General features: G+C 71.3%; 22 protein-coding genes and 1 pseudogene. 14 read left to right on the top strand and 9 right to left on the bottom strand.

The annotated features are described in order from the left end of the window. From mrdA to ACZ6S8_RS17565, 7 genes and pseudogenes are all read left to right on the top strand, one after another. Positions 1–2094, top strand: a complete 2094-nt coding sequence (mrdA, locus tag ACZ6S8_RS17595) for a penicillin-binding protein 2 (protein ID WP_469456662.1) — start codon at positions 1–3, stop codon at positions 2092–2094. A gap of 127 nt (positions 2095–2221) precedes the next feature. Further along, complete coding sequence (locus tag ACZ6S8_RS17590) at positions 2222–2734, top strand: DinB family protein (RefSeq protein ID WP_469456660.1); 513 nt, start codon at positions 2222–2224, stop codon at positions 2732–2734. Between the two features lie 13 nt (positions 2735–2747). Further along, positions 2748–3389 carry a PadR family transcriptional regulator gene (locus ACZ6S8_RS17585; RefSeq protein WP_469456657.1) on the top strand — a complete coding sequence of 214 codons (642 nt, stop codon included), beginning with the start codon at positions 2748–2750 and terminating at the stop codon, positions 3387–3389. Positions 3390–3467: 78 nt separating this feature from the next. Continuing rightward, complete coding sequence (locus tag ACZ6S8_RS17580) at positions 3468–4469, top strand: ATP-binding cassette domain-containing protein (protein ID WP_469456655.1); 1002 nt, start codon at positions 3468–3470, stop codon at positions 4467–4469. Continuing rightward, positions 4466–5251: an ABC transporter permease gene (locus tag ACZ6S8_RS17575; RefSeq protein WP_469456654.1), complete on the top strand. Its 786-nt coding sequence runs from the start codon at positions 4466–4468 to the stop codon at positions 5249–5251. The genes ACZ6S8_RS17580 and ACZ6S8_RS17575 overlap by 4 nt, the downstream gene beginning before the upstream one ends. Positions 5252–5344: 93 nt before the next feature. Next, a complete protein-coding gene (locus ACZ6S8_RS17570; protein ID WP_469456652.1) occupies positions 5345–6103 on the top strand; it encodes a MerR family transcriptional regulator in 759 nt (252 codons plus the stop codon). Positions 6104–6235: 132 nt separating this feature from the next. Next, positions 6236–6907, top strand: a pseudogene (locus ACZ6S8_RS17565) (DedA family protein); the annotation flags it as partial. Between the two features lie 103 nt (positions 6908–7010). On the opposite strand, the gene ACZ6S8_RS17560 reads toward ACZ6S8_RS17565, so the two are convergent. Both ACZ6S8_RS17560 and ACZ6S8_RS17555 read right to left on the bottom strand, forming a co-directional pair. Then, on the bottom strand, positions 7011–8693 hold the full coding sequence (locus ACZ6S8_RS17560; protein ID WP_469456651.1) for a threonine/serine exporter family protein: 1683 nt from the start codon (positions 8691–8693) through the stop codon (positions 7011–7013). Between the two features lie 158 nt (positions 8694–8851). Further along, positions 8852–9346, bottom strand: a complete 495-nt coding sequence (locus tag ACZ6S8_RS17555; protein WP_267723126.1) for an inorganic diphosphatase — start codon at positions 9344–9346, stop codon at positions 8852–8854. Positions 9347–9511: 165 nt separating this feature from the next. Here ACZ6S8_RS17555 and dacB point away from each other — a divergent pair, with 165 nt between their 5' ends. The 6 genes from dacB (at position 9512) to folE (ending at position 17001) form a co-directional block, all read left to right on the top strand. After that, positions 9512–10936 (top strand): D-alanyl-D-alanine carboxypeptidase/D-alanyl-D-alanine endopeptidase, encoded by a 1425-nt coding sequence (dacB, locus tag ACZ6S8_RS17550; RefSeq protein ID WP_469456649.1) that lies wholly within the window; start codon positions 9512–9514, stop codon positions 10934–10936. 38 nt (positions 10937–10974) lie between these two features. Beyond that, complete coding sequence (locus ACZ6S8_RS17545; RefSeq protein ID WP_469456647.1) at positions 10975–12120, top strand: zinc-dependent metalloprotease; 1146 nt, start codon at positions 10975–10977, stop codon at positions 12118–12120. A gap of 246 nt (positions 12121–12366) precedes the next feature. Next, complete coding sequence (tilS, locus tag ACZ6S8_RS17540; RefSeq protein ID WP_469456645.1) at positions 12367–13428, top strand: tRNA lysidine(34) synthetase TilS; 1062 nt, start codon at positions 12367–12369, stop codon at positions 13426–13428. 66 nt (positions 13429–13494) lie between these two features. Continuing rightward, entirely contained in the window at positions 13495–14055 is a 561-nt protein-coding gene (gene hpt / locus ACZ6S8_RS17535; protein ID WP_383918050.1) for a hypoxanthine phosphoribosyltransferase, read from the top strand. 207 nt (positions 14056–14262) lie between these two features. After that, positions 14263–16296, top strand: coding sequence for an ATP-dependent zinc metalloprotease FtsH (gene ftsH, locus ACZ6S8_RS17530; protein ID WP_469456642.1), 2034 nt, complete (start codon positions 14263–14265; stop codon positions 16294–16296). A 96-nt stretch (positions 16297–16392) separates the two neighbouring features. Further along, positions 16393–17001, top strand: coding sequence for a GTP cyclohydrolase I FolE (gene folE / locus ACZ6S8_RS17525; protein WP_469456640.1), 609 nt, complete (start codon positions 16393–16395; stop codon positions 16999–17001). 111 nt (positions 17002–17112) lie between these two features. Here the strand turns inward: folE and ACZ6S8_RS17520 are convergent, their stop codons facing one another. The 6 genes from ACZ6S8_RS17520 to ACZ6S8_RS17495 all read right to left on the bottom strand — a co-directional run bounded on the left by ACZ6S8_RS17520 (position 17113) and on the right by ACZ6S8_RS17495 (position 22027). Continuing rightward, positions 17113–17601, bottom strand: coding sequence for a DUF3180 domain-containing protein (locus tag ACZ6S8_RS17520; protein WP_469456638.1), 489 nt, complete (start codon positions 17599–17601; stop codon positions 17113–17115). A 52-nt stretch (positions 17602–17653) separates the two neighbouring features. Next, positions 17654–18262 (bottom strand): 2-amino-4-hydroxy-6-hydroxymethyldihydropteridine diphosphokinase, encoded by a 609-nt coding sequence (gene folK / locus ACZ6S8_RS17515; RefSeq protein ID WP_469456636.1) that lies wholly within the window; start codon positions 18260–18262, stop codon positions 17654–17656. Next, positions 18259–18618 carry a dihydroneopterin aldolase gene (gene folB / locus ACZ6S8_RS17510; RefSeq protein ID WP_267723076.1) on the bottom strand — a complete coding sequence of 120 codons (360 nt, stop codon included), beginning with the start codon at positions 18616–18618 and terminating at the stop codon, positions 18259–18261. Before folB ends, folK begins: the two co-directional genes overlap by 4 nt. Positions 18619–18749: 131 nt before the next feature. After that, entirely contained in the window at positions 18750–19193 is a 444-nt protein-coding gene (locus tag ACZ6S8_RS17505; RefSeq protein ID WP_469456634.1) for a nuclear transport factor 2 family protein, read from the bottom strand. A 22-nt stretch (positions 19194–19215) separates the two neighbouring features. Beyond that, entirely contained in the window at positions 19216–20085 is an 870-nt protein-coding gene (folP, locus tag ACZ6S8_RS17500) for a dihydropteroate synthase (protein WP_469456632.1), read from the bottom strand. Between the two features lie 91 nt (positions 20086–20176). Next, positions 20177–22027: a phosphatidylglycerol lysyltransferase domain-containing protein gene (locus ACZ6S8_RS17495; RefSeq protein WP_469456630.1), complete on the bottom strand. Its 1851-nt coding sequence runs from the start codon at positions 22025–22027 to the stop codon at positions 20177–20179. Between the two features lie 152 nt (positions 22028–22179). Between ACZ6S8_RS17495 and ACZ6S8_RS17490 the strand changes: the two genes are divergently transcribed. Further along, positions 22180–23289, top strand: a complete 1110-nt coding sequence (locus ACZ6S8_RS17490) for an alpha/beta hydrolase (RefSeq protein ID WP_469456628.1) — start codon at positions 22180–22182, stop codon at positions 23287–23289. Between the two features lie 84 nt (positions 23290–23373). Here the strand turns inward: ACZ6S8_RS17490 and ACZ6S8_RS17485 are convergent, their stop codons facing one another. Next, the gene (locus ACZ6S8_RS17485) at positions 23374–24342 is read right to left on the bottom strand and encodes an ABC transporter ATP-binding protein (RefSeq protein ID WP_469456626.1); all 969 of its coding nucleotides are present in this window, start codon (positions 24340–24342) and stop codon (positions 23374–23376) included. Between the last annotated feature and the right edge of the window lie 45 nt (positions 24343–24387).

Raw genomic sequence — 24387 nt, 5'->3', positions numbered from 1 at the left:
TTGAGCAACATACCCGAGACCGGCCGGACCCCTCGGGTCCAGAACCGGCTCGTCGTCATCCAGATCGTCGTCTTCTCGCTCCTGCTCACCCTGGGCGGAAGACTGTGGTACCTCCAGATACGCAACGGCCAGGAGTACACGGACGAGGCCAAGAACAACCACGTCCAGCGCGTCGTCCAGCCCGCGGTCCGCGGGTCGATCCTGGACTCCCGCGGGGTCCCGCTCGCCGACAGCCAGACCCACCTCGTGGTCTCCGCCAGCCGGACCGAGCTGCTGAAGATGAAGGACCGCGGCACGGGGGTGCTGACCCGCCTCGCCGGGGTGCTGGGCATGAACCCCCAGGACGTCGTCGACAAGGTCCGGCTGTGCGACGCCAAGACGCCGCAGCCCTGCTGGAACGGTTCTCCCTACCAGCCCATCCCGGTCAGCGACGAGGCCACCACCGAGCAGGCGCTCCAGATCCACGAGCACGCCGAGGACTTCCCCGGGATCACCGCCGAGCCCACCGCCATGCGCCGTTACGCCGGACCGGACGGGGCCAACACCTCGCAGGTACTCGGCTACCTCTCCCCGGTGACCGACGAGGAGATCGCCAAGGCGAAGAACTCCGACTCGCCGTACCTGCGCTCCGACCAGGTGGGGCGCTCGGGCCTGGAGCGGACGTACGACAAGGACCTGCGGGGCAAGGCCGGCATCACCCGCTACGAGGTCGACAACCTGGGGCGCGTCACCGGCCAGGGCCAGACCGACAAGTCGCAGCCCGGCTCGAACGTGGTGACTTCGATCGACTCCCGGGTGCAGGCGGTCGCCGAGCGCGAGCTGAACAACGCCATGGTCGAGGCCCGCAAGACCTTCGACAAGAACAACACCCGCAAGAACTACGTGGCGGACTCGGGCGCCGTCGTCGTCATGGAGGCCAAGACCGGCCGCGTCGTGGCGATGGCCTCGAACCCGACCTACGACCCGAACGCCTGGGTGGGCGGCATCTCGGGCAAGGACTACGCCAAGCTCACCGACAAGAAGTCGAACTACCCGCTGCTGAACCGGGCGATCCAGGGCCAGGCGGCCCCGGGCTCCGTCTTCAAGGTGGTCTCCTCGACGGCGGCGGTCAACGCCGGCTACCCCTTCAACCGGCGCTACCCCTGCCCGAGCGCGTACTCGGTCGGCAGCCAGACCTTCACCAACTTCGAGTCCCAGGGCTACGGCGACATCACCATCGGCCGCGCGCTGGAGGTCTCCTGCGACACGGTGTACTACGCCATCGCGGACCAGGAGTGGAAGAAGGACGGCGGCATCAACCCCAAGAAGAACCCCAACGACTGGTTCTTCAAGACGGCCCACGCGTTCGGCCTCGGCAAGCCCACCGGCATCGACCTGCCGAACGAGGTGCCCGGCCGGGTCCCCGACCGCAAGTGGAAGCAGGACTTCTTCGAGGCGAGCAAGGCCTCCTGGTGCCGCGACGGCAAGAAGAACGGCACCTTCGCGGAGAAGATCGCCTACGAGAACTGCCGCGAGGGCAACCAGATGCGCGAGGGCGACGCGATCAACTACTCGATCGGTCAGGGCGACACCCTCGTGACCCCGGTCCAGATGGCCTCCGTCTACGCGGCCATCGCCAACGGCGGCACCCTCCACCAGCCCAGCGTGGGCAAGGCCGTCGTCAGCGCCGACGGCGCCTCGGTCAAGGAGATCGCCCCGAAGGTCCAGGGCAAGCTGCCGATGGACGCGAAGCTGCGCGACGACATCGACGGGGCCCTCGCCGACGTCGCCACCACCGGCAGCGCCGCCTGGCGCTTCGGCGGCTGGCCGCAGAAGCAGATCCCGATGCACGCCAAGACGGGCACCGCCGAGGTCCAGGGCAAGCAGACGACCTCGTGGTTCGCCTCGTACACCGAGGACTACGCGATCGTCATGACGATCTCCCAGGGCGGCACCGGCTCCGGCGCCTCGGGCCCGGCGGTCCGCAAGATCTACGAGGCCATGTACGGGCTGGACGAGAAGGGCACCCAGGACCTCGCCAAGGCCCTGCTGCCGAAGCCGGCCACCGGACTCCCGGCCCTGCGCCCGGACGAGGCCGGCGACGCGGCGCGCTGAACCGGCGATTGAGGACGGGAACTGACCGCAAGGCTCCGTAGCGTGGTTCTCGTGAGCGGGGGGAAGACACCCCCGGTCGCGAGAACCACGACAGCTGCGAGAACCCCACGGAAAGAAGGCGTCCGCCATGGCTCAGGTTTCCACAGAGGTCCCCGGTGACGAGCGCGGCACCCTCCTGTCCTTCGTCGAGGCCCAGCGCGCCGCCCTGCGCGAGGCGGCGGAGGGGCTGGACGAGGAGCAGGCGGCGAGCCGCCCGAGCGTCAGCGAGCTCTCGCTGTCCGGGCTGCTCAAGCACGCGGCGGAGTGCGAGCTGGGCTGGCTGCGGATGGCGCAGGGCAGGCCCGACGAGACCGTGCGTTCCGAAGCGGACTGGAACGATGCCTTCCGCCTCGTCGAGGGGGAGAGCGTCGCGTCCGTCCTGGCCTACTGGGACGGGGTCGCGCGGGAGACGGAGGCCTTCGTCCGCGTCGTCCCCAGCCTCGACGACAGCTTCCCGCTGCCGCCGGCGCCCTGGTTCCCGCAGGACACGAAGGTCTCCGTGCGCTGGCTGCTCCTGCACCTGATGGAGGAGTTCGCCCGGCACGCGGGCCACGCGGACATCATCCGCGAATCCCTCGACGGGACCCGCGCGATGGGGTGAGTAGCCTGGCCCCATGTCAGCGATCCGGCTTCTCGTCCTCGGTGCCGTCCGCCAGCACGGGCGGGCGCACGGGTACCAGGTGCGCAACGACCTGGAGTACTGGGGCGCGCACGAGTGGTCCAACACCAAGCCCGGGTCGATCTACCACGCGCTCAAGCAGATGGCCAAGCAGGGCGTCCTGCTCGCCCACGAGGTGGCCCCGAGTGCCGCCGGCGGCCCGCCGCGCACCGAGTACGAGGTGACGGCCGCCGGCCGCGAGGAGTTCTTCAAGCTGCTGCGCGAGGCCCTCGCCGCCTACGACCAGAAGGCGGACCTGCTCTCCTCCGCGCTCGGCTTCATGGTCGACCTCCCCCGGGCCGAGGTGCTGGAGCTGCTGCGGCAGCGGCTGGGGAAGCTGGCGCAGTGGCGCTCGTCGGTGACGGACTACTACACGCCCGAGGGCGGTCCCCAGCAGCTGGGGCACATCGGCGAGATCATGCACCGCTGGGTGCACTCCGCCGATGCCGAGGCGGACTGGACCCGGGGTCTGATCGACCGGATCGAGGGCGGCGCGTACTCCTTCGCGGGCGAGGGCGGCGAACCGTTCGTGGGGGTCCTGGCCGAGGGCCAGGAGAACCCCTACCCGGCATCCGGATCATCCACGCCATCCGCGTAATCAAGTTTGACTAGCCCCTTGGTGGGCAGTACCTTGGCGCAGCCTGCTACTCAAGTTTGACTAGTTAAGGGAGTCGCTTTGACGGTCTTCGTCGAAGGCGTTCACAAGCGGTACGGGGACAAGCCCGCCCTCGCCGGACTCGACCTGGAGGTCCCCGCCGGCACCGTCCAGGCGGTGCTCGGCCCCAACGGAGCCGGCAAGACCACGGCCGTACGGATCATGAGCACCCTGCTGCGCCCCGACGCCGGAACCGTCCGCGTCGCGGGCCACGACGCCCGGACCGAACCGGCCGCCGTCCGCGCGCGGATCGGGCTCCTCGGCCAGCACGCGGCGCTCGACGAGGAACTGGACGGCCGGCAGAACCTGGAGATGTTCGGCCGGCTCTACCACCTGGGCGCCCGGCGGGCCGGGCTGCGGGCGGACGAGCTGCTGGCCCGCTTCGGCCTCGCGGACACCGGCCGCAAGCCGGTGAAGCAGTACAGCGGGGGCATGCGCCGCCGCCTCGACCTCGCGGCCTCGCTGATCACCGAACCGGAGGTGCTGTTCCTCGACGAGCCCACCACCGGGCTCGATCCGCGCGGCCGCGCCGAGGTGTGGAGCGCGGTCCGCTCCCTGGTCGGCGGCGGTACGACCGTCCTGCTCACCACCCAGTACCTGGAGGAGGCCGACCAGCTGGCCGACCGGATCGCCCTGGTCGACGGCGGCCGGGTCGCGGCAGAGGGGACGGCGGACGAGCTGAAGTCCCTGGTCGGCGCGGACCGGATCGTCGTCGTGCTGCGGGATCCGGACCGGCTCGCGGATGCGGCCGCGCTGCTCCCGGACCCGGTGGTCACCACGGACCCGCCGACGCTCGGCTTCCCGGTCGAGGACCGGATGGAGGGGCTGGCCCTGACCCTGCGGGCGCTGGAGGGGGCGGGCATCGAGGCGGCGGACCTCGCGGTCCGCCGGCCCACGCTCGACGAGGTGTTCCTGCACCTGACGGACGGGCCCGACGGGTCCGGACCCGATGGGTCCGGCGGGTCCGGGTCCGGCGGGTCCGCCCGGACCGGCCGCGCCGACCGTACGGAGGTGTCCGCATGAGCGCCGCGGCATGGGTGGTCTCGGACTCCTGGACGATGACCCGGCGCGAACTCGCGCACTGGGCGAGGCAGCCGGTGCAGGTGGTCGTCGGGCTGGCCTTCCCGGTCATGATGCTGCTGATGTTCGGCTTCCTCGTGGGCGGCGGCCGCGGCGTCGACGGCGAGTACGTCGAGTTCCTGGTCCCCGGCATGCTGGTGCTGACCATGGCCTTCGGCCTGGAGGGCACCATGACGGCCGTCACCCAGGACCTCGGCAAGGGGGTCATCGACCGGTTCCGGTCCATGCCGATGTCCTCCTCGGCCGTCCTGGTCGGGCGCAGCGCGGCCGACATGCTCCAGTCGGCGGTGGGCCTCGCCGTCCTGGCGGGGGTCGGGATGCTGCTCGGCTGGCGCTGGCACGGTTCGGCGGGCGCCGCGCTGACGGCCTTCGCACTGCTCCTGCTGCTGCGCTTCGCCATGCTCTGGATCGGGATCTACCTGGGCATGGTCGCGGGCCGGCCGGAGCTGGTGGTGGCCGTGCAGATCCTGGTGTGGCCGGTGGGCTTCCTGTCCAACGCCTTCGCCAGCCCGGCGTCGATGCCCGGGTGGCTGGGGGCGGTGGTCGAGTGGAACCCGATGTCGGCGACGGCGACCGCGGTCCGCGACCTGTTCGGCAACCCGGCGGCGGCCTCCGGCTCCTGGGCCTTCGACCACGCCGGCCCGCTGGCCGTCGTCTGGCCGCTCCTGCTGCTCGCGGTCTTCTTCCCCCTGGCCGTGGGCCGCTTCCGGGGCCTCGGCCGCTGACCGCTCCACGGCGCACCGGCGGGCCGGACTTGCACCTCACGCGGCGTGAGGAGCCACAGTGAAGGGCGTACCCAACCGAGAGGAGCGGAAGCGATGGGCTACTCCGTGGGCCAGGTCGCCGGATTCGCCGGAGTGACGGTGCGCACCCTGCACCACTACGACGAGATCGGGCTGCTCTCCCCGAGCGGCCGCAGCCGGGCGGGGCACCGGCGGTACGACGACGCCGACCTCGACCGGCTGCAGCGCGTCCTGTTCTACCGGGAGCTCGGCTTCCCCCTCGAAGAGGTCGCGGTCCTGCTGGACGACCCGGAATCGGATCCGCGGGAGCACCTGCGCCGGCAGCACGTCCTGCTGTCCGACCGGATCGCCCGGCTCCAGCAGATGGCCGCCGCCGTCGAGAACGCCATGGAGGCACAGAAGATGGGCATCAACCTCACGCCCGAGGAGAAGTTCGAGGTCTTCGGGGACTTCGACCCCGACGCGTACGCCGAGGAGGTGGAGCGCCGCTGGGGAGGCACCGACGCCTACGCCGAGTCGCAGCGGCGGGCCGCCTCGTACACCAAGGACGACTGGCAGCGGATGCAGGACCAGGCCGACGACCTCAACCGGCGGCTCGTCGCGCTGATGGACTCGGGCGCCTCCGCGGAGTCCGAGGCCGCCATGGACCTGGCCGAGGAGCACCGCGGCTGGATCAGCGGGAACCACTACGCCTGCTCGTACGAGATGCACACCTGCCTCGGCGAGATGTACGTCGCGGACGAGCGGTACACCGCCTACTACGACGTCCAGCGGCCCGGCCTCGCGGCGTTCGTGCGGGACGCGATCACGGCCAACGCGATCCGCAACGTGTAGACGGAAGGTCACGGATTCGACCCCCGCCGGTCCCTGGAACCGGGCGGGGGTCGTGTGCGTTGATAATTGAGACGCCCGCCCCGCCTGCCTGCCTCCGCCGGCACCCCCCCGATCCAGGAGAGTCCGGAACCCGTGTACACGATTGCGCTCGGCCCTGAGTGGCTGTCCCCGGACTATCTGATCTCGCACTTCGGTCTGATCGGCATCCTGGTCATCGTCTTCGCGGAGTCGGGACTCTTCGCGTTCCTGCCCGGCGACTCGCTGCTCTTCACGGCGGGCCTGCTCGTCGCGGACGGCCAGTACATCAAGCAGCCGCTGTGGCTGGTCTGCACGCTGATCGTGGCCGCCGCCATCATCGGCGACCAGGTCGGCTACATGATCGGCAAGTTCTTCGGGCCGAAGCTGTTCAACCGGCCCAACTCCAAGCTCTTCAAGCGGGAGAACCTCGACAAGGCCCACGAGTTCATGGACCGGCACGGTCCGAAGGCCATCGTGCTCGCCCGCTTCGTGCCGATCATCCGCACCTTCGCCCCGATGGTCGCCGGCGCCGGCTCGATGAAGTACCGCACCTTCCTCACGTACAACGTCATCGGCGGCATCGGCTGGGGCGCGGGCGTCACGGTCGCCGGATACTGGCTCGGCCAGATCGAGTTCATCAAGACCAACGTCGAGCCGATCCTCGTGGGCATCGTCCTCATCTCGGTCATCCCGGTGGTCTTCGAGGTGCTGAAGGCCCGCAAGGAGGGCAAGGCGAAGGCCGCCCAGGCGCCGGCCGTCGAGAACAACGAGGGCCCGCAGGCCCCGGGCCAGCGCGGCCGCCACGCCAAGCGCTAGGCCGCAGTACGCCCGTCACGCCCCGGAGGCCCGCAGAGGGCCCCGGGGCGTACGCGTGTGACCCGCGGGCTCCCTAGAAGCCGCGGGTGCGCTTGGCCGCGCGGCGCTTGGCGGCGCTCGCGGCCCCCGGGATCCGCATGAACATCCGCGAGGCCTCCGAGCCCAGGTTGACGCCGATCGCGATGGCCAGCGCGATGGCCGCCGCGTTGGTCAGCGAGCCGAGCCCCTGGCTCAGGTGGTTCTCGGCGATCAGCAGCAGTCCGTAGTACGTCGCCGAGCCGGGCAGCAGCGGGCCGATGGCCGCGGTCACGTACGGCAGGGCGGACGCGAAGCGGTAGCGGGAGAAGAGCTGCCCGAACAGGCCGACCAGGCCGGCCGCGATGGCCGTGGACGGCACCGGCTCCAGGCCCCCCGCGTAGTGCAGCGCCCCGAACGTCGACCAGGCGATCCCGCCGTTCAGCGTCACGATCCACACGGTGGAGCGCTCCTGCTGGAGCAGGATCGCGAAGGTGAACACCAGCACCATCGAGGCGGCGATCTGGATCAGCGGCCGCTGCTGGATCTGGAGGACCTCCTCCGGCCGCGGCGAGGCGTCGTTGAACTGCAGCCCCACGTAGAGCACGACCAGCACGCCCAGGATGATGCCGATGAAGAGGTACATGACCTCCAGCAGCCGGGCGGAAGCGGTGATGTAGTAGCCGGTCAGGCCGTCCTGCACGGCCGCGACCAGGGCCCGCCCGGGCAGCAGCGCGAACAGCCCGCCGGTGATCACGGCGGAGGCCTTGACGTCGATCCCGGTCATGTTCAGGGCCACGCCGATGGCGGCGGGCGGCATCGCGGCGACGACGAACTGGTAGAACTCGGGCAGTCCCCGGCCGGCGCAGAGCCACGCCAGCCGGTCGCCGAGGACCGCGCCGATCGCGGCCGCGAAGAACACCAGGACCCCGCCGCCGACGAGGGTGGAGGCCGCGCCGGCGAGCAGCCCGGCGGCCGTCGTGAGCATCCAGCCGGGGTACGGGTGCCGGTTGCGGCGGATCTCGGCGAGGCGCCGGTAGGCCTCCTCCAGCGAGACGTCGTCGTGGGTGCTGATGTCGTCCACCAGCCGGAAGACGGCCGCGAGCCGGTTGTAGTCGGTGCCGCGGCGGCGCACGGTGCGGCTCGCCGACACCGGGTCGTCCACCAGCGAGGGCTGGTGGGTGATCGACAGCATGGTGAAGGTGACGGTGGGCTCGCAGCGGTCCAGCCCGTACGAGCGGGCCACCGCGAACATCGCCGCCTCCACGTCCTCGGCGGCCTCGCCGCCCGCGAGCAGCAGCTCGCCGATGCGCAGGGTCAGGTCGAGCACGCGCCCGACGGCCGGGCCGGTGTCCTCGGGCTGCTTGTACACCCGGTCGGGCACGGGGCGGACGTCGACCGGCATGCGCAGCATGGTGCGCATCCGGTCCTGCCAGGGGGACTCCTTCAACCGGGTCACGGGGAAGCCCTGGGCGGGGGTGTAGGCGGGCGGGGAGTGGTGGGCGCTGTACGTCGCGGGGTGGGCGAACGCGGAGCCCTCGGGCTCCACCGGGAGGGTCGCGAACCCGTCGGGCACCGCGAACTCGGAGGTCGGCTGGTCCTCCTCCGCCTCGGGCACCATCCCCGGCGGCGTGGTGAAGGCGCTGTGCGCCTCGTCGGACTGGGGCTTCCTGTCCTCGGCCCCGTCGGCCTCCGCCACGCGTCCTCCTGTCCGTCCGTCCGTGATCGCCCCCGTGATCATCCGCGCCTTCAGTATGCGGAATCGCTTCGTCCCCGGCGAAAGGGGGCGGCCTGCACCGAAAACGCACAGCGGGCGGCACCCCCGACGGGGGGTGCCGCCCGCTGTCGCGCGCGAAGGCCCGGGGCGAAGCGCCCCTGCGGCCCGCTCACCGGCGGAACCTAGTGGTGGCCGCCCTGCGCCTCGAGGCGCTTGTAGGAGTTCTCGATCTCGGCCTCGGCCTCGGTGCGGCCGACCCAGTTCGCGCCCTCGACCGACTTGCCCGGCTCCAGGTCCTTGTAGACCTCGAAGAAGTGCTGGATCTCCAGGCGGTCGAACTCGGACACGTGGTGGATGTCGCGCAGGTGCTCGACGCGCGGGTCGGAGGCCGGCACGCACAGCAGCTTGTCGTCGCCGCCCGCCTCGTCCGTCATGCGGAACATGCCGATCGCGCGGCACTTGATCAGGCAGCCGGGGAAGGTCGGCTCGTCCAGGATGACCAGCGCGTCCAGCGGGTCGCCGTCCTCGCCGAGGGTGTTCTCGACGAAGCCGTAGTCGGCCGGGTAGCTGGTCGAGGTGAAGAGGCGTCGGTCCAGACGGATCCGGCCGGTCTCGTGGTCCACCTCGTACTTGTTCCGCGAACCCTTGGGGATCTCGATGGTGACGTCGAACTCCACGTCCTGCTCCTCCATGATCAGCTGCATTGCTCCGGGACTGCGTTCGGATCCCGCGCGCGCGGTGGAACCCGGCCCCGCGGGGGGTGGGCTGCCATGCTCGCGGCAAGACGCAGTGGTTAAGTGTCCCTCACGCATATGTGTGATCGCGAAAGGGGCTGGTCCGAGGTGCCCTTGCTCAAGACGTGGCAGCTCATCGCGGGGTCGGCCGCCCTCGGCCTGGCCCTGTCGGTGGCCACGGTGTCCGCCGCCGGTCCTTGGGACTCCGGCCAGCGTAAGGCCGAGCGGGACAGGGTCGCCTCCTGGGGCCGTACGGGTGGCGCAGATCACGGTGCCGGGCCGCAGCCGCAGGCCGCGCCCAGTGCCCCCGGGGTGCTCGGGGCCGTCGGCCCGGGCGCCGTGCGCGGGCAGGCCGCGGCCGCCCCCGAGGGACTCGCCGCCGCGCTCGGCCCGCTGCTCGCCGACCGGGCGCTGGGCACCGTCCGCGCCGCCTCCGTCGTCGACACCGGCACCGGACAGGTGCTGTACGAGGCCGGGGCTCGGGACGCGATGACCCCCGCCTCCACCGTCAAGATCGCCACCGGGGCGGCGGCGCTGGCCGCGCTCGGGCCCGAGCACCGGATCCGTACGGCCGTCGCCCGGGGCGCCGCCCCCGGGCAGATCGTCCTGGTGGGCGGCGGCGACCCCTCCCTCACCGCCCGCAAGAAGGCCCCCGCCGGCTCCGGCGGCAGCCTCGTCGCCCTCGCCGCCGACACGGCCCAGGCCCTCAAGGCCGGCGGGACCGCCTCCGTGAGCCTCGGGTACGACGACTTCCTCTACACCGGTCCCGCCCGCCACCCGATCGGCGTCAACCCCAACCTCGCGCTCGTGACCGCCCTGACGGCCGACGAGGGCCGCCCCGACGAGTCCGTCTCCGGGCCCGTCGACCGGTCCGGGGACCCGTCGAAGGACGCCGCCCGCGCCTTCGCCGCCCTGCTGGCCGAGCGCGGCATCACGGTCACCGGCGAACCCGCCCGCACCAAGGCGCCCCAGGGGGCCCAGCCGCTGGCCTCCACCCTCTCCACCCCGATGGCCGGGCTCGTCGAGCGGATGCTGACCCACAGCGACAACGACATCGCCGAGGCCCTCGCCCGGCAGACCGCCCTCGCCTCCGGACAGCCCGCGAGCTTCGAGGGCGCCGAGAAGGCCGTCGCCGCCCGCCTCGCCTCCCTCGGCGTCGACACCGCCGGCTCCCGCTTCGCCGACGGCAGCGGCCTGAACCGCGCCGACAAGGTCAGCGCCGGCCTGCTGACCGGGCTGCTGGCCAAGGCCGCCGACCCGCAGCGGCCGGAGCTGCGGCCCGTCCTGACCGGGCTGCCCGTCGCCGGGTTCACCGGCACGCTGCGCGCCCGCAACGCCGGCGCCTCCCCGGCCGCGGGCCTGCTCCGGGCCAAGACCGGCACCCTCACCGGGGTGAACTCCCTCGCCGGAACCGTCGTCGACTCCTCCGGCCGGCTCCTGGCCTTCGCCTTCCTCACCTCGAACAGCCCGGGCCCCGAAGGCGCGGAGAAGGCCCTGGACAAGCTGGCCGCGGCGGTCGCGGCCACGTCGTAGGGGGTCCGCCGGGGGGCCGGTCCACGTACGGTTGACGCATGACGAGCATCAGTGGTGCGGAGATGGTCGACTGGAACCTCGCGGTGGCGACCGCGACCCGGCTGGTGCGACCCGGCCCGGAGGTCGGCCGGGACGAGGCACGGGCCGTCGTCGCGGAGCTGCGCGGGCACGCCAGGACCTCGGAACGGCACGTGCGCGAGTTCACCCGGATGATGCCCGAGGGCATCGTCCTCCCCGACACGCCCGTGCTGGTCGTCGACCGTGCCGGATGGGTCAAGGCCAACGTGGCGGGCTTCCGGGCCCTCCTCCAGCCCCTCCTGGGCACGATGCAGGAGCGCCGCGCCGCCACTCCCGGCAACGCCGTCCTCGGTGCGTTCGGCGGCAAGGTCACCGGGGTCGAACTCGGCATGCTGCTGAGCTTCCTGGCCTCCCGCGTCCTCGGCCAGTACGAGACCTTCGCCCCGCCCTCCCGAGACCTGCCGGGCGCCGCCCCCGGCGGCGGACGGCTGCTGCTCGTCGCGCCGAACATCGTGCACGTGGAGCGCGAGCTGGAGGTGAACCCGCACGACTTCCGGCTCTGGGTCTGCCTGCACGAGGAGACCCACCGTACGCAGTTCACGGCCGTCCCGTGGCTCCGGGACCACCTGGAGGGCGAAATCCAGACGTTCCTGGGAGCCACCGAAATGGACCCCTCGACGGTCCTGGAGCGCATCCGCGAAGCCGCCCAGTCCTTCGCCGGGGCACGCCCGGACGCCGAGCGGGGCGAGGAGGGGCGCTCCCTCGTCGAGCTCGTGCAGACCCCCGAGCAGCGCGAGGTGCTGGGCCGGCTCACCGCCGTCATGTCCCTCCTGGAGGGCCACGCCGACTTCGTCATGGACGGGGTCGGCCCCCAGGTGGTGCCCTCCGTCGCCGAGATCCGGGAGAAGTTCCAGCAGCGCAGGGCCACCGGGGCCGGCCGGCTCGACGCCGCGCTGCGCAAGCTCCTCGGCCTCGACGCGAAGCTGCGCCAGTACCGCGACGGCGAGCGCTTCGTGCGCGCCGTCGTCGGCCAGGTCGGCATGGACGGCTTCAACCGCGTGTGGACCTCTCCGAACACACTGCCGACGAAGGCCGAGATCGCCAGGCCCGCGGACTGGGTGGCCCGTGTACACCGCAAGGGGAGCGAAGAGAGCGAACGAGGGTGACGCAAGGGGCGTAGACATGTCTCACTGGGGGAAGCAGCGTCACCCGTCCGAGGGACCGTGGGCCGGGAAAGGGCGTGCGATGCTCGGGGAACGGCTCGGCTCTGTCACCATCGACGCACTCTGAGTGACATCCCCGCTCCGCGGGGAAATCCGGGCACCACTCCAGAGCACCCCGTCCCAGGGGCCCTCCCGACACCGGCCGGGGGAGCCTTTGAGGCATCCGAACTCCACCGAAGGGCACCGGACATGGGTCCCCATCCTGCGGTCGCGGCGATACGCCTGGCGGTCCGCCGCGTACTCCACGACGTCCTCACCGATCTCACCGAACTTCCCCAGACCCGGTCCGGGGCCGCGCCCTGCGCCGACCCGCGCTCCCAGTCCGGCGGCCCGCCGCTGGTCCTCGTCGCCTGCTCCGGCGGCGCCGACTCGATGGCCCTCGCCTCCGCCCTCGCCTTCGAGGCGCCGAAGCTGGGCATCCGGGCCGGCGGCGTCACCGTCGACCACGGCCTCCAGGCCGGCTCCGACCTGCGCGCCGCCGAGGTCGTCTCCCGCATGAGCGCGCTCCGCCTCGACCCGGTGGAGTCCGTCGCCGTGCGCGTCGGCCGGCAGGGCGGCCCCGAGGCCGCCGCCCGCGACGCCCGCTACGGAGCCCTGGACGAGGCCGCCGACCGGCTGGGCGCCGCCGCCGTGCTCCTGGGCCACACCCGCGACGACCAAGCCGAAACCGTTTTGCTGGGCCTCGCCCGCGGCTCCGGCATCCGGTCCCTGTCCGGCATGGCCGAGAAGTCGGGCGGCCCGGGCCGCACGAACCGCTACCGCCGCCCCTTCCTCCAGGTCGACCGGCAGACCGCCCGCAAGGCCTGCATGGTCCAGTCCCTCCCCGTCTGGGACGACCCGCACAACGCCGACCCCGCCTACACCCGCTCGCGCCTGCGCCACGAGGGACTGCCCGCCCTGGAGAAGGCGCTGGGCAAGGGGGTCGTCGAGGCCCTGGCCCGGACCGCCCAGCTGTCCCGCGACGACGCCGACGCCCTGGACTCCTGGGCCGCCTCCGCGGAGACCGGCGTACGGGACGACGACGGCCGCCTGGAGTGCGCCAAGCTGTACGCCCTGCCCCCGGCCGTCCGCCGCCGCGTGCTGCGCAGGGCCGTGGTCGCCGCCGGTTCCCCCGCGGGGTCCCTCTTCGCCCGTCACATCGAGGAAGTCGACCGCCTCATCACCGGATGGCGCGGTCAGGGCGCCATCAACCTGCCCGGCCGGGTCGAGGCCCAGCGGCAGGGTGGCAGACTTGTCATTCGGCAGGGCTGATTGGCGCTCGAAACACGGCCGAGTCCTCCGGGGTCGCCCCCGGAGCCCCGGCCGACAACGAAAGTGATGCGGGTGGACGAGAAGGACATGGGCAGCGACCTCCAGTCGGTGCTCATCACCAAGGAAGAGATCGACGCGAAGCTGGCCGAGCTGGCCGCGAAGATCGATGCGGAGTACGCGGGCAAGGACCTGCTCATCGTCGGTGTGCTCAAGGGCGCCGTGATGGTGATGGCGGACCTGGCGCGCGCCTTGTCCACCCCGCTCACCATGGACTGGATGGCGGTGTCCTCCTACGGCGCCGGAACCCAGTCCTCGGGCGTGGTCCGGATCCTCAAGGACCTGGACACCGACATCAAGGGCAAGCACGTCGTGATCGTCGAGGACATCATCGACTCGGGTCTGACGCTGTCCTGGCTGCTGTCGAACCTGGGCTCCCGCGAGCCGGCCTCCCTGGAGGTCGTCACGCTGCTGCGCAAGCCCGACGCCGCGAAGGTCGCCATCGACGTGAAGTGGGTCGGCTTCGACATCCCGAACGAGTTCGTCGTGGGCTACGGCCTCGACTACGCGGAGAAGTACCGCAACCTGCCGTTCGTCGGCACGCTCGCCCCGCACGTGTACGGCGGCTGATCACCCTCCCGGCCCCCGGGGCCGCCCGCTCGCCGAGCGAGGGGAACCTGGGGGCGCTTCCCGGCGTTGGAGCAGGGGAAGCGGGTCTGTCAGCCGTCCCACGAGGCCGCGGGTGACAATACAGGGGTACATTCCGAAGAACAGTCTTTACTCACAGCAGCATTTACCTACGGGCAGGAGGGACGGGGTGCCTGGCGCCCCGTATGGATGGACGTGAAGCGATACTTCCGTGGGCCGGTCATGTGGATCGTGCTGGCCGTCCTCGCCGTGGTCGTGTTGATGAATGTCGTCGGCTCCGGCGGCGGCTACAAGTCGGTGGACACCAGCGAGGTCATCAAGGCGATCAACAGTGGCCAGGTGGAGCAGGCACGCCTGACCACCGGCGACAGCCAGATGATCAAGATCGATCTGAAGAGCGATCAGAAGCTCGACAAGCGCGACGGCACCAAGTTCCAGGCCAACTACATCGGGGATCAGGGCGTCCAGCTCGCCCAGAACCTCCAGAGCAAGTACGAAGCCGGTCAGATTCCCAAGGGCTACTCCGTCTCTCCGGACAAGACCAGCCCGTTCCTGAGCGTGCTGCTCTCGCTCCTGCCCTTCGTCCTCATCGTCGTTGTCTTCCTGTTCCTGATGAACCAGATGCAGGGCGGCGGCTCCCGGGTCATGAACTTCGGGAAGTCCAAGGCCAAGCTCATCACCAAGGACACCCCGAAGACGACGTTCGCCGATGTCGCGGGTTCGGACGAGGCCGTCGAGGAACTCCACGAGATCAAGGAGTTCCTCCAGGAGCCGGCGAAGTTCCAGGCCGTCGGCGCCAAGATCCCCAAGGGCGTGCTGCTGTACGGCCCGCCCGGCACCGGTAAGACCCTGCTCGCGCGCGCCGTCGCGGGCGAGGCCGGTGTCCCCTTCTACTCGATCTCCGGTTCCGACTTCGTCGAGATGTTCGTCGGTGTCGGTGCCTCGCGTGTCCGTGACCTGTTCGAGCAGGCCAAGGCCAACGCCCCGGCGATCGTCTTCGTCGACGAGATCGACGCCGTCGGCCGGCACCGCGGTGCGGGTCTCGGCGGCGGTCACGACGAGCGCGAGCAGACCCTCAACCAGCTGCTGGTCGAGATGGACGGCTTCGACGTGAAGGGCGGCGTCATCCTGATCGCCGCCACGAACCGTCCGGACATCCTCGACCCGGCGCTGCTGCGTCCGGGCCGCTTCGACCGGCAGATCGCGGTCGACCGTCCCGACATGCAGGGCCGTCTGGAGATCCTCAAGGTCCACCAGAAGGGCAAGCCGGTCGCCCCGGACGTCGACCTGGGCGCGGTTGCCCGGCGCACGCCCGGCTTCACCGGTGCCGATCTGGCCAACGTCCTGAACGAAGCGGCCTTGCTGACCGCCCGCTCGGACAAGAAGCTGATCGACAACCACTCGCTGGACGAGGCGATCGACCGCGTCGTGGCGGGCCCGCAGAAGCGGACCCGGATCATGTCGGACCGGGAAAAGAAGATCACCGCGTACCACGAGGGCGGACACGCCCTGGTCGCGGCGGCCTCCCCGAACTCCGACCCGGTCCACAAGATCACGATCCTGTCCCGCGGACGGGCCCTGGGTTACACCATGGTCCTGCCCGACGAGGACAAGTACTCGACCACGCGCAACGAGATGCTCGACCAGCTGGCGTACATGCTGGGCGGGCGCGCGGCCGAGGAGCTGGTCTTCCACGACCCGACGACCGGCGCGGCGAACGACATCGAGAAGGCCACCGCCACGGCGCGGGCCATGGTCACGCAGTACGGCATGACCGAGCGTCTCGGTGCGATCAAGTTCGGCGGCGACAACACCGAGCCGTTCCTGGGGCGCGAAATGGCGCACCCGAGGGACTACTCGGAAGAGGTCGCGGCGCTGGTCGACGAAGAGGTCAAGAAGCTCATCGAGACCGCGCACAACGAGGCGTGGGAGATCCTCGTCGAGAACCGTGACGTCCTCGACAACCTGGTTCTCGCGCTGCTGGAGAAGGAGACGCTGAACAAGGAGCAGATCGCCGAGGTCTTCTCGACGATCGTGAAGCGTCCGGCCCGCCCCGCGTGGACCGGCTCCTCCCGGCGCACCCCCTCCACCCGTCCGCCGGTGCTCTCTCCCAAGGAGCTCCAGCTGACGAACTCGGCGAACGGCACGTCGGCCTCCGCCGCCGCGCCGGTCTCGACGGAGAAGGGCATCGAGGTGGCCCCCGAGGACACCCCCGAGGCCTGATCCGACCGGAATGGAAGCCGCGCCCCCCAGGTTCTAGCCTGGGGGGCGCGGCACTTTCACGTGCCCGTTTGCGTGCCACACAGGAACGAGGATGAGATGACCGACCCAGTGACCCTGACCGGCGGCGAGGGCACGATCGGCGAGTTCGACGAGAAGCGTGCCGAAGCCGCCGTGCGCGAGCTCCTGATCGCGGTCGGGGAGGACCCGGACCGCGAGGGGCTGCGGGAGACCCCGGCGCGCGTGGCGCGGGCGTACCGGGAGATCCTGGCCGGTCTGCGGCAGAACCCCGAGGACGTGCTGACCACGGTCTTCGACCTGGGGCACGACGAGCTGGTCCTGGTGAAGGACATCGAGATCGTCAGCCTGTGCGAGCACCACCTGCTGCCGTTCCACGGCGTGGCCCACGTCGGCTACATCCCGGCGGAGAACGGCAAGATCACCGGCCTGTCGAAGCTGGCCCGCCTGGTGGACGTCTTCGCCCGCCGCCCGCAGGTGCAGGAACGTCTCACCACCCAGATAGCCGACTCCCTGATGGAGATCCTGGACGCCCGCGGCGCCATCGTCGTCGTCGAGGCCGAGCACATGTGCATGTCGGTCCGCGGCATCCGCAAGCCGGGCGCCAAGACGATCACCTCCGCGGTCCGCGGCCAGCTCCGCGCCCCGGCGACCCGCAGCGAGGCCATGAGCCTGATCATCGCCCGCTGAGGCCCGCGCGCCGGCGCCCGCCCGCCGGCGCCGTGCACGGCCACGGCCACGGCCCCCCTCCGCGCGTTCGCGGAGGGGGGCCGTGGCGTCGTGGTGCGTGGCGTGCGGCCGTCAGGCCGGCGCCGGGGCCTCGGGCGACTCGTCGTCGTCCCCGGGGAGTTTGAGGACGTGTTCCAGGAAGAGGGCCGCGGCGATGACCGCGGCGCCCGCCAGGACCGAGAAACCGGCGTACCAGGCCTGGTCGCGGCGGGCGGGGACGTCCATGGCCTCGGTGAGCAGGAAGACGCCCACGCCGCCGTACATCCCCGCCACGAGGGCCGCCACCAGCGCGCTGGCCTGGCCGAAGACCACCGCGCGGGCCGCCATCAGCGGTTCCACGCCCTTGGCGCCGGGCCGCCGGTCGCGCTGGGCCTTCAGCCGGGCGCGCAGCGACAGCGCGGTGGCCAGCAGCACCACGGCGATGACCGCCAGGACGATCGGAGCGGCCAGCGGGACGCCGGGGAGCGTGCCGTACGCGTTCCACAGGCGGGCGCCGGCCCAGGACAGGACGGCGGCGACCGCGAAGATGCCCGCCAGTACCGCCGGCCTCAGTTGCTTCACTTGCCCGTCCCCGCTTCCCGCACCGATCCGTCAGCAGCCCACAGGGTAACGACTACTCGGGGAGGCGGAGTTCCAGGTCCGCGCGCGGCGTGACGCCGGTCAGACCGATTCCGGCCAGGAGCGCGGAGACGGCTCCACGGCCCGGGATGCTGGCCTCCGGGTCGATGTCGTGCCAGGGGGCCAGCACGAAGGCGCGCTGGTGGGCGCGCGGGTGCGGGAGGGTGAGGAGCGGGTCCTCGGAGACCACCTCGGCGTACGCGACGATGTCGACGTCGATGGTGCGGGGGCCCCAGCGCTCCTCGCGGACGCGGTCGAAGGCCTCCTCGATGGCCTGCCCGCGCTCCAGGAGGGAGGACGGGGGCAGGGTCGTCTTCACCGAGACGACCGCGTTGAAGTACGCGGGCTGGGAGCCCGGGTCCACGCCCCACGGCTCGGTCTCGTACACCGGGGAGACCGCCTTGACCCGCAGGCCCGGGGTGTCGCCGAGGGCGTCGATGGCGCCCTGGAGGGTCTCCAGCCGGTTCCCGAGGTTCGCACCGAGCGCGATCACGGCCCATTTGGGGTTGGAGAGGGTGACGTCCGCCGCGTCGACCGCTTCCACGACGGAGGCCGGTACCGGCTGGACCGTGGGGTCGCTCTGTGCGTTCAGTCCGTTGTTCATGCGCGGCTCCGGGTGATCGTGATGGTCACGTCGTCGAAGGGGACGGTGATGGGCGCGTCCGGCTTGTGGACGACGACCTCCACCTGTGCCACCGCTTCGTGCTTCAGGCACTGCTGGGCGATCCGCTCGGCGAGCGTCTCGATCAGGTCGACCGGCTCTCCCTGGACCACGTCGACGACTTCCTCCGCGACTACCCCGTAGTGCACGGTCTTAGCCAGGTCGTCGTCGGCCGCCGCCGGGCGGGTGTCGATGTGGAGCACGAGATCGACGATGAAGGTCTGGCCCTCCTCGCGTTCCCGGGGGAAGACGCCGTGGTGCCCGCGAGCCTTGAGGCCGCGCAGCGAGACACGATCCACGCGAATCACTCCTGCTTTCGTAGGTGCTGCCGGTCCCGGGACTCCCCGGGGCCATGGGCCTACGCCGAGTGCGGTCGGCGTCGTCCGGCCTCGAATTTACCTGCGAAACACCCCGGGTCCCGCCGGAGGGGTCAGGAGGGGTCGTCCTCGTCGTCCTCGTCGGACTCCGTGAGGACGGGGGAACCGTGGTGGGACCAGAGCCGCCAGCCCCCGGGTGTGCGTCGGAACACATTCGTCGCGACGACCAGCTGACCGACCAGCGGGCCGAGCTCCCCGCCGTCCTCGGCGGGCCCGCCGCTGAGGATGTTCTCCGTACAGGTCACCAGTGCGGTGTCGTCGATGACGGCCACCTTGGTGTCGGTGAGGAAGAACTGGATGTAGTCCGTGTGGGACATGATCAGCGCGTACGAGCGCAGCACCTCGCCCCGGCCGGAGAGCACCGGCCAGCCCGGGTGCACGCAGGAGATCTCGTCCTCCAGCCAGAGAGCCGACAGGGCGTCGAAGTCCCCCACCTCCAAGGCCTCGTAGAAGGCCGTGTTGACCTCTTCGACCGCTTCGATGTCGGTTCTGCTCACTGGGCTCCTCTTCGGTCGGTGGTCACAGTGCCCCTTCCACGGCGCGGGCCACCCGAACCGCGTCCGCGGTCGCCCGTACCTCGTGGACCCGTACGGCCCAAGCGCCCTGGTGGGCGGCGATGGCGGAGACGGCGGCGGTGGCCGCGTCTCGCTCGCGGGCGGGCGGCGGGGCGGCGTCCGCGCCGGCCAGCACGCGGCCGAGGAAACGCTTCCGCGAGGCGGCGACCAGGAGCGGGAAGCCGAGGGCGCGCAGGGCGGGCAGGTGGGCGACCAGGGCCAGGTCGTGGTCGGCGTTCTTCGCGAAGCCGAGGCCGGGGTCGACGACGAGCCGTTCGGGGGAGATGCCGCCGGCGACGACCGCGTCGAGCCGGTCGCGGAGCTCGGCGCAGACCTCGCCCACCACGTCGTCGTAGACGGCGAGGCTGTTCATGCCGGCGCTGAAACCGCGCCAGTGCATCACCACGAAGGGGACCTGGGCGGCCGCGACCGCCCCGATCATGCCGGGGTCGGCGAGTCCGCCGCTGACGTCGTTGACCAGCACCGCGCCGGCGGCGACGGCGCGGGCCGCGACGTTCGCCCGCATGGTGTCCACGGAGACGCTCACGCCTTCGGAGGCCAGGCCGCGCACCACGGGGACGACCCGGCGCAGTTCCTCCTCCTCGTCGACGCGGGGGGCGCCGGGCCGGGTGGACTCGCCGCCGACGTCGACGAGGTCGGCGCCCTGGACGACGAGGTCGAGGCCGCGCTTGACGGCTGCCGTGGTGTCGAACCAGCGGCCGCCGTCGGAGAACGAGTCGGGGGTGACGTTGACGACGCCCATGACCCCGCAGCGGTCCCACTCCGGAAGACCTGCGACCCGGCCCCTGCCGGTGGCTCCGCGCTTCGTGTTCATAGGTCCAAGGGTAGGGCTGACCTGGATACGGCAGGGCCCCGGAGGCGCGGACCCGGCAGGGTCGCAGCTCCGGGGCCCGGTCGGTCCCGCCTCAGGCGGCCTGGGCCGAGCGCTCCGTCTGCTTCGGGACCGACGCCATGGGGTGGTGGGCGCAGGTGCGGACCGGCTTGGGCCGCCGGCGGCTGGCGAACAGCCGGGGCAGCGCCAGCGTCACGAAGCCCTCGGCCTGCATCGCGGCGAAGCCGATGCGGGGCAGGTCGCGGGTGGTGCGGAAGACCACGAAGCGGGGCTCCCAGCGGGGGCGGAACTTCGCGTTGAACTTGTACAGGGACTCGATCTGGAACCAGCGGGAGAGGAAGACCAGCAGCCCGCGCCACATCCGCAGCACCGGGCCCGCGCCGATCTTCTCGCCGCGGGCGAGGGCCGAGCGGAACATCGCGAAGTTCAGCGAGACCTTCTCGATCTTCAGAGCGGGGGCGGCCTCCAGGGAGGCCACGATGAGCAGCTCGTTCATGCCGGGGTCGGCGGCGCGGTCGCGGCGCATCAGCTCCAGCGACATGCCGTCGGAGCCCCACGGGACGAAGTGCAGGACGGCCTTCAGGTCGCCGAAGGGGCTCGTGTCGCCCTCCTCGACGCGGTGGGCGGTGGCGATGAAGCAGTCGCCGTCGCCCGGGTCGCCGACGCGGCCCAGCGCCATGGAGAAGCCGCGCTCGGTGTCGGTGCCCCGCCAGGCCTCGGCGGCGCCGCGCACCTGCTCCAGCTCGGTCTCGGTGAGCTCGCTGACCCGGCGGACCTGGGTGGTGTAGCCGTTGCGCTCGATGCGCTTCACCATCTGGCGGACATTGCGCATGGCGCGGCCCGCGAGGGAGAAGTCTTTGACATCGACAATCGCCTCGTCACCCAGCTCCAGGGCGTCGAGACCGGTCTCGCGGGTCCAGACCTCGCCGCCGGTCTCGCTGCAGCCCATGACGGCCGGGGTCCAGGAGTGGGCCTTGGCCTCCTCCATGAACCGCTCGATGGCGCCGGGCCAGGCCTCGACGTCGCCGATGGGGTCGCCGGAGGCGAGCATCACACCGGAGACGACGCGGTAGGTGACGGCGGCCTTGCCGCTGGGGGAGAAGACCACGGCCTTGTCGCGCCGGAGCGCGAAGTGGCCGAGGGAGTCGCGGCCGCCGTGCTTGGCGAGCAGGCCGCGGAGCTGGGCCTCGTCGTCGGCGGTGAGGCGGGCCGCCGGGTGTTCGGGGCGGAAGGCCAGGTAGATGGTGGTGAGCGCGGTGAGCATGCCGAGCGCACCGAGGGAGTAGCCGACCGTCCAGGACACCCGTCCGGCGTAGTCGACGGGGCCCTCGTAGCCGAAGAGGCCGTAGACGACGTGGGTGATCTGCTCGTACAGGCTCGGGTTGCCGACGACCTTGCCCGGGTGCACGTTGACGATGACCAGGCCCAGGCCGATGGAACCGGCGCTCATCAGAACGAAGTTCGCGAGCGCCTTCCAGCGGCTGCGCGGGTCGGGCAGCGCCTTGAACTCGCCCTGGTGGCGCAGCAGGAGCGCGAGGAGCACCGCCGAGATGACCACGCTGAACAGCGAGTGGCGGTACGTGAACTGCGCCGCCGCGCCGGCGGGCAGCAGGACGACGGCGGCCCGCCAGGCGCGCCGCTTGTGCCGCTTGAGGCCGTGCGCGAGCAGCAGGAGCAGGACGCCCGCGCTGATCGACAGGGCCGCCGCGAAGGGGCCGAGGGAACCGGGCAGCACTTCGGTCACCGCGTGGATCCGGCTGTGCCGGAAGCGCGGGAAGACCCCCGCCGCGATGTCCAGAAGGCCGACGATCATGACGGCCGTACCTACCAGGCCGGGAACCGACTCCGGCCGTGGTCCGCGGAGGATCCGGCGGACCCCGCTCGGAACCTGTCCCGACTTATCGCCATCTATCCTGCTAGACATCGCTTCCCGTTGCTCCGCGAGAGATCAAGTGGCCGAAGGCCGCGACAGCCTCCGGTGTGTGGTGCGTCCAGTAGGACGACATCGACGAGGAGCGGGTTCACTCTTCCGCCGGAAATTTCCAGTCCTGCCATCAGAAAGTCGACTGACTGCTCATGGGTCTCACCAGTTATACGGTCCTGGCGCTGGCCATCCTCGCCGGTGTGCTGCTCTTCGCGGCCACCGTCGTGTTCTGGCCGAGGCTCTCGGGCCGCACCTGGCGCGCGTACACCGGCCGGATCGGACTGCTGCTGGCGACCCAGCTGGCGCTGTTCTCGGCGGTCGGTCTCGCGGCCAACAAGTCGTTCCTGTTCTACGGCACGTGGGCCGACCTGTTCGGCCAGGAGACGTCGATCGGCAAGGTCGTCGACCACTCGATGAGCAGCAAGGACATCAAGGTCGTCGACAAGCAGAAGCTGGACGTTCCCGGCGGGGGCAAGCCCCAGGTGGGCGGTCAGATCCTGAAGGTTGCCATATCGGGGCAGAAGTCGAAGATAACGAGCCCCGGCTACGTGTGGCTCCCGCCGGAGTACTTCCAGCCGCAGCACAAGGACCAGAACTTCCCGGCGTCCATCGTCCTGACGGGGTACCCGGGCACGGCCGAGAACCTCATCAAAGGGCTCGACTACCCGATGAAGGCCTTCAGCCTGTCCAAGGCGGGCAAGATGAAGCCGATGATCCTGGTCATGCTGCGCCCGACGATCGCGCCGCCGCGCGACACGGAGTGCGTGGACATACCCGGCGGGCCGCAGACCGAGACCTTCTTCGGCGTGGACCTGCCGCAGGCCATCACGGACACGTTCCGGGTGGGCAAGAAGCCCGAGAACATGGGCTTCATCGGCAATTCCACGGGCGGCTACTGCGCTCTGAAGATCGCCGCGCACTACCCGCAGACGTTCGGTGCCGCCGCCGGGCTGTCCGCCTACTACGAGGCCCCCGACGACCCGACGACCGGTGACCTGTTCCACGGCGACGCCCAGCTGAAGAAGCGCGCGGACGTCCTGGCCAGCATCGACGCCAAGGAGCCGAGCGGCACCTCGTTCCTCGTGACCAGCAGCGAGAAGGGCGAGCCGAACCTCGGCGACACCAAGAAGTTCATCAAGAAGGTGAAGTCCCCCGACCGCGTCTCCTCGATCATCCTCGACAGCGGTGGCCACAACTTCAACACGTGGCGCCGCGAGATCCCGCCGATGCTGGCGTGGATGAGCGGCCGCATCCAGGCCTGAGCCGGGGCGTGCGCGTGAGGGGGCGCCCGGGGAAGGGCGCGGGGAGGGCCCGGCTCCGGCCGGGCCCTTCCGCCGTTTCCGGGCTCAGGCCTCCTGGAGCTGGGCCCGGCGCAGCGCCCGGTGCACGCCCTCCGGGGTCAGTACGCCGATCAGCGCGCCGGAGTCCGGGTCGGTGACGCCGATCCGGCCCGAGTCCTCCTGGAGCAGGACCGCCAGCGCCTCGCGCAGGGTCGCGCCCAGCGCGACCGCGGCCGCCGGGGCCGGGTCCTTCGCGTCCGCCCGCGCCAGGTCGGCCTCCGCGACGGCGGTGACGGCGAGCCGCTTGAGCCCCCGGTCGGCGCCGACGAAGGAGGCCACGTAGTCGGTGGCGGGCGCCGCGAGCACGGCCGCCGGGCGGTCGAACTGCTCGATGGTGCCCGTGCCGTAGACGGCGATCCGGTCGCCGAGCCGGATGGCCTCCTCCAGGTCGTGCGTGACCAGCAGGATCGTCTTGCGCACCGTCTTCTGGAGCGTCAGGAACTCGTTCTGCAGCCGCTCGCGCACCACCGGGTCCACCGCTCCGAACGGCTCGTCCATCAGCAGCACCGGCGGATCGGCCGCCAGCGCGCGGGCCACGCCGACCCGCTGGCGCTGCCCGCCCGACAGCTGCTCCGGGTAGCGGCTCCCGTACACGGACGGGTCCAGGCCGACCAGGTCGAGCAGCTCGGCGGCCCGCGCGCGGGCCTTGGCCTTCGGGGTGCCGATCAGCTGCGGCACGGTCGCCGTGTTCTCCAGCACCGTCTTGTGCGGGAACAGCCCGACCTGCTGGATGACGTACCCGATCCGGCGGCGCAGCTCCACCGGGTCGGCGGCGGCGATGTCCTCGCCGCCGAGGAGGATGCGGCCGGAGGTCGGCTCGATCAGCCGGTTGACCATCTTCATGGTGGTCGTCTTGCCGCAGCCGGACGGGCCCACGAGCGTGACCAGCTCCCCCTCCGCCACCTCGAAGGACAGGTCCTCGACGGCTGTCGTCCCGTCGGGGTAGCGCTTGGTCACGTGCTCGAATCGGATCACCCTCCCATCCTTCCCCAAGAGGGCGGTCGTATGGGCTGCGGGTTT

The organism is Streptomyces sp. NPDC048461 (genome assembly GCF_055587105.1).
The sequence above is the reverse complement of the archived record's forward strand: the minus strand, read 5'-3'. Positions and strand labels throughout refer to the sequence as shown.

Coding starts and splice junctions, on each gene's coding strand:
- ACZ6S8_RS17570 (WP_469456652.1), top strand. CDS start 5,345: ATGGGCTACTCCGTGGGCCAGGTCGCCGGATTCGCCGGAGTGACGGTG.
- folP (WP_469456632.1), bottom strand. CDS start 20,085: ATGAACACGAAGCGCGGAGCCACCGGCAGGGGCCGGGTCGCAGGTCTT.
- ftsH (WP_469456642.1), top strand. CDS start 14,263: ATGGACGTGAAGCGATACTTCCGTGGGCCGGTCATGTGGATCGTGCTG.
- ACZ6S8_RS17490 (WP_469456628.1), top strand. CDS start 22,180: ATGGGTCTCACCAGTTATACGGTCCTGGCGCTGGCCATCCTCGCCGGT.
- ACZ6S8_RS17495 (WP_469456630.1), bottom strand. CDS start 22,027: ATGTCTAGCAGGATAGATGGCGATAAGTCGGGACAGGTTCCGAGCGGG.
- hpt (WP_383918050.1), top strand. CDS start 13,495: ATGCGGGTGGACGAGAAGGACATGGGCAGCGACCTCCAGTCGGTGCTC.
- ACZ6S8_RS17585 (WP_469456657.1), top strand. CDS start 2,748: ATGTCAGCGATCCGGCTTCTCGTCCTCGGTGCCGTCCGCCAGCACGGG.
- tilS (WP_469456645.1), top strand. CDS start 12,367: ATGGGTCCCCATCCTGCGGTCGCGGCGATACGCCTGGCGGTCCGCCGC.
- ACZ6S8_RS17545 (WP_469456647.1), top strand. CDS start 10,975: ATGACGAGCATCAGTGGTGCGGAGATGGTCGACTGGAACCTCGCGGTG.
- folK (WP_469456636.1), bottom strand. CDS start 18,262: ATGAACAACGGACTGAACGCACAGAGCGACCCCACGGTCCAGCCGGTA.
- ACZ6S8_RS17575 (WP_469456654.1), top strand. CDS start 4,466: ATGAGCGCCGCGGCATGGGTGGTCTCGGACTCCTGGACGATGACCCGG.
- ACZ6S8_RS17560 (WP_469456651.1), bottom strand. CDS start 8,693: ATGATCACGGGGGCGATCACGGACGGACGGACAGGAGGACGCGTGGCG.
- folE (WP_469456640.1), top strand. CDS start 16,393: ATGACCGACCCAGTGACCCTGACCGGCGGCGAGGGCACGATCGGCGAG.
- ACZ6S8_RS17590 (WP_469456660.1), top strand. CDS start 2,222: ATGGCTCAGGTTTCCACAGAGGTCCCCGGTGACGAGCGCGGCACCCTC.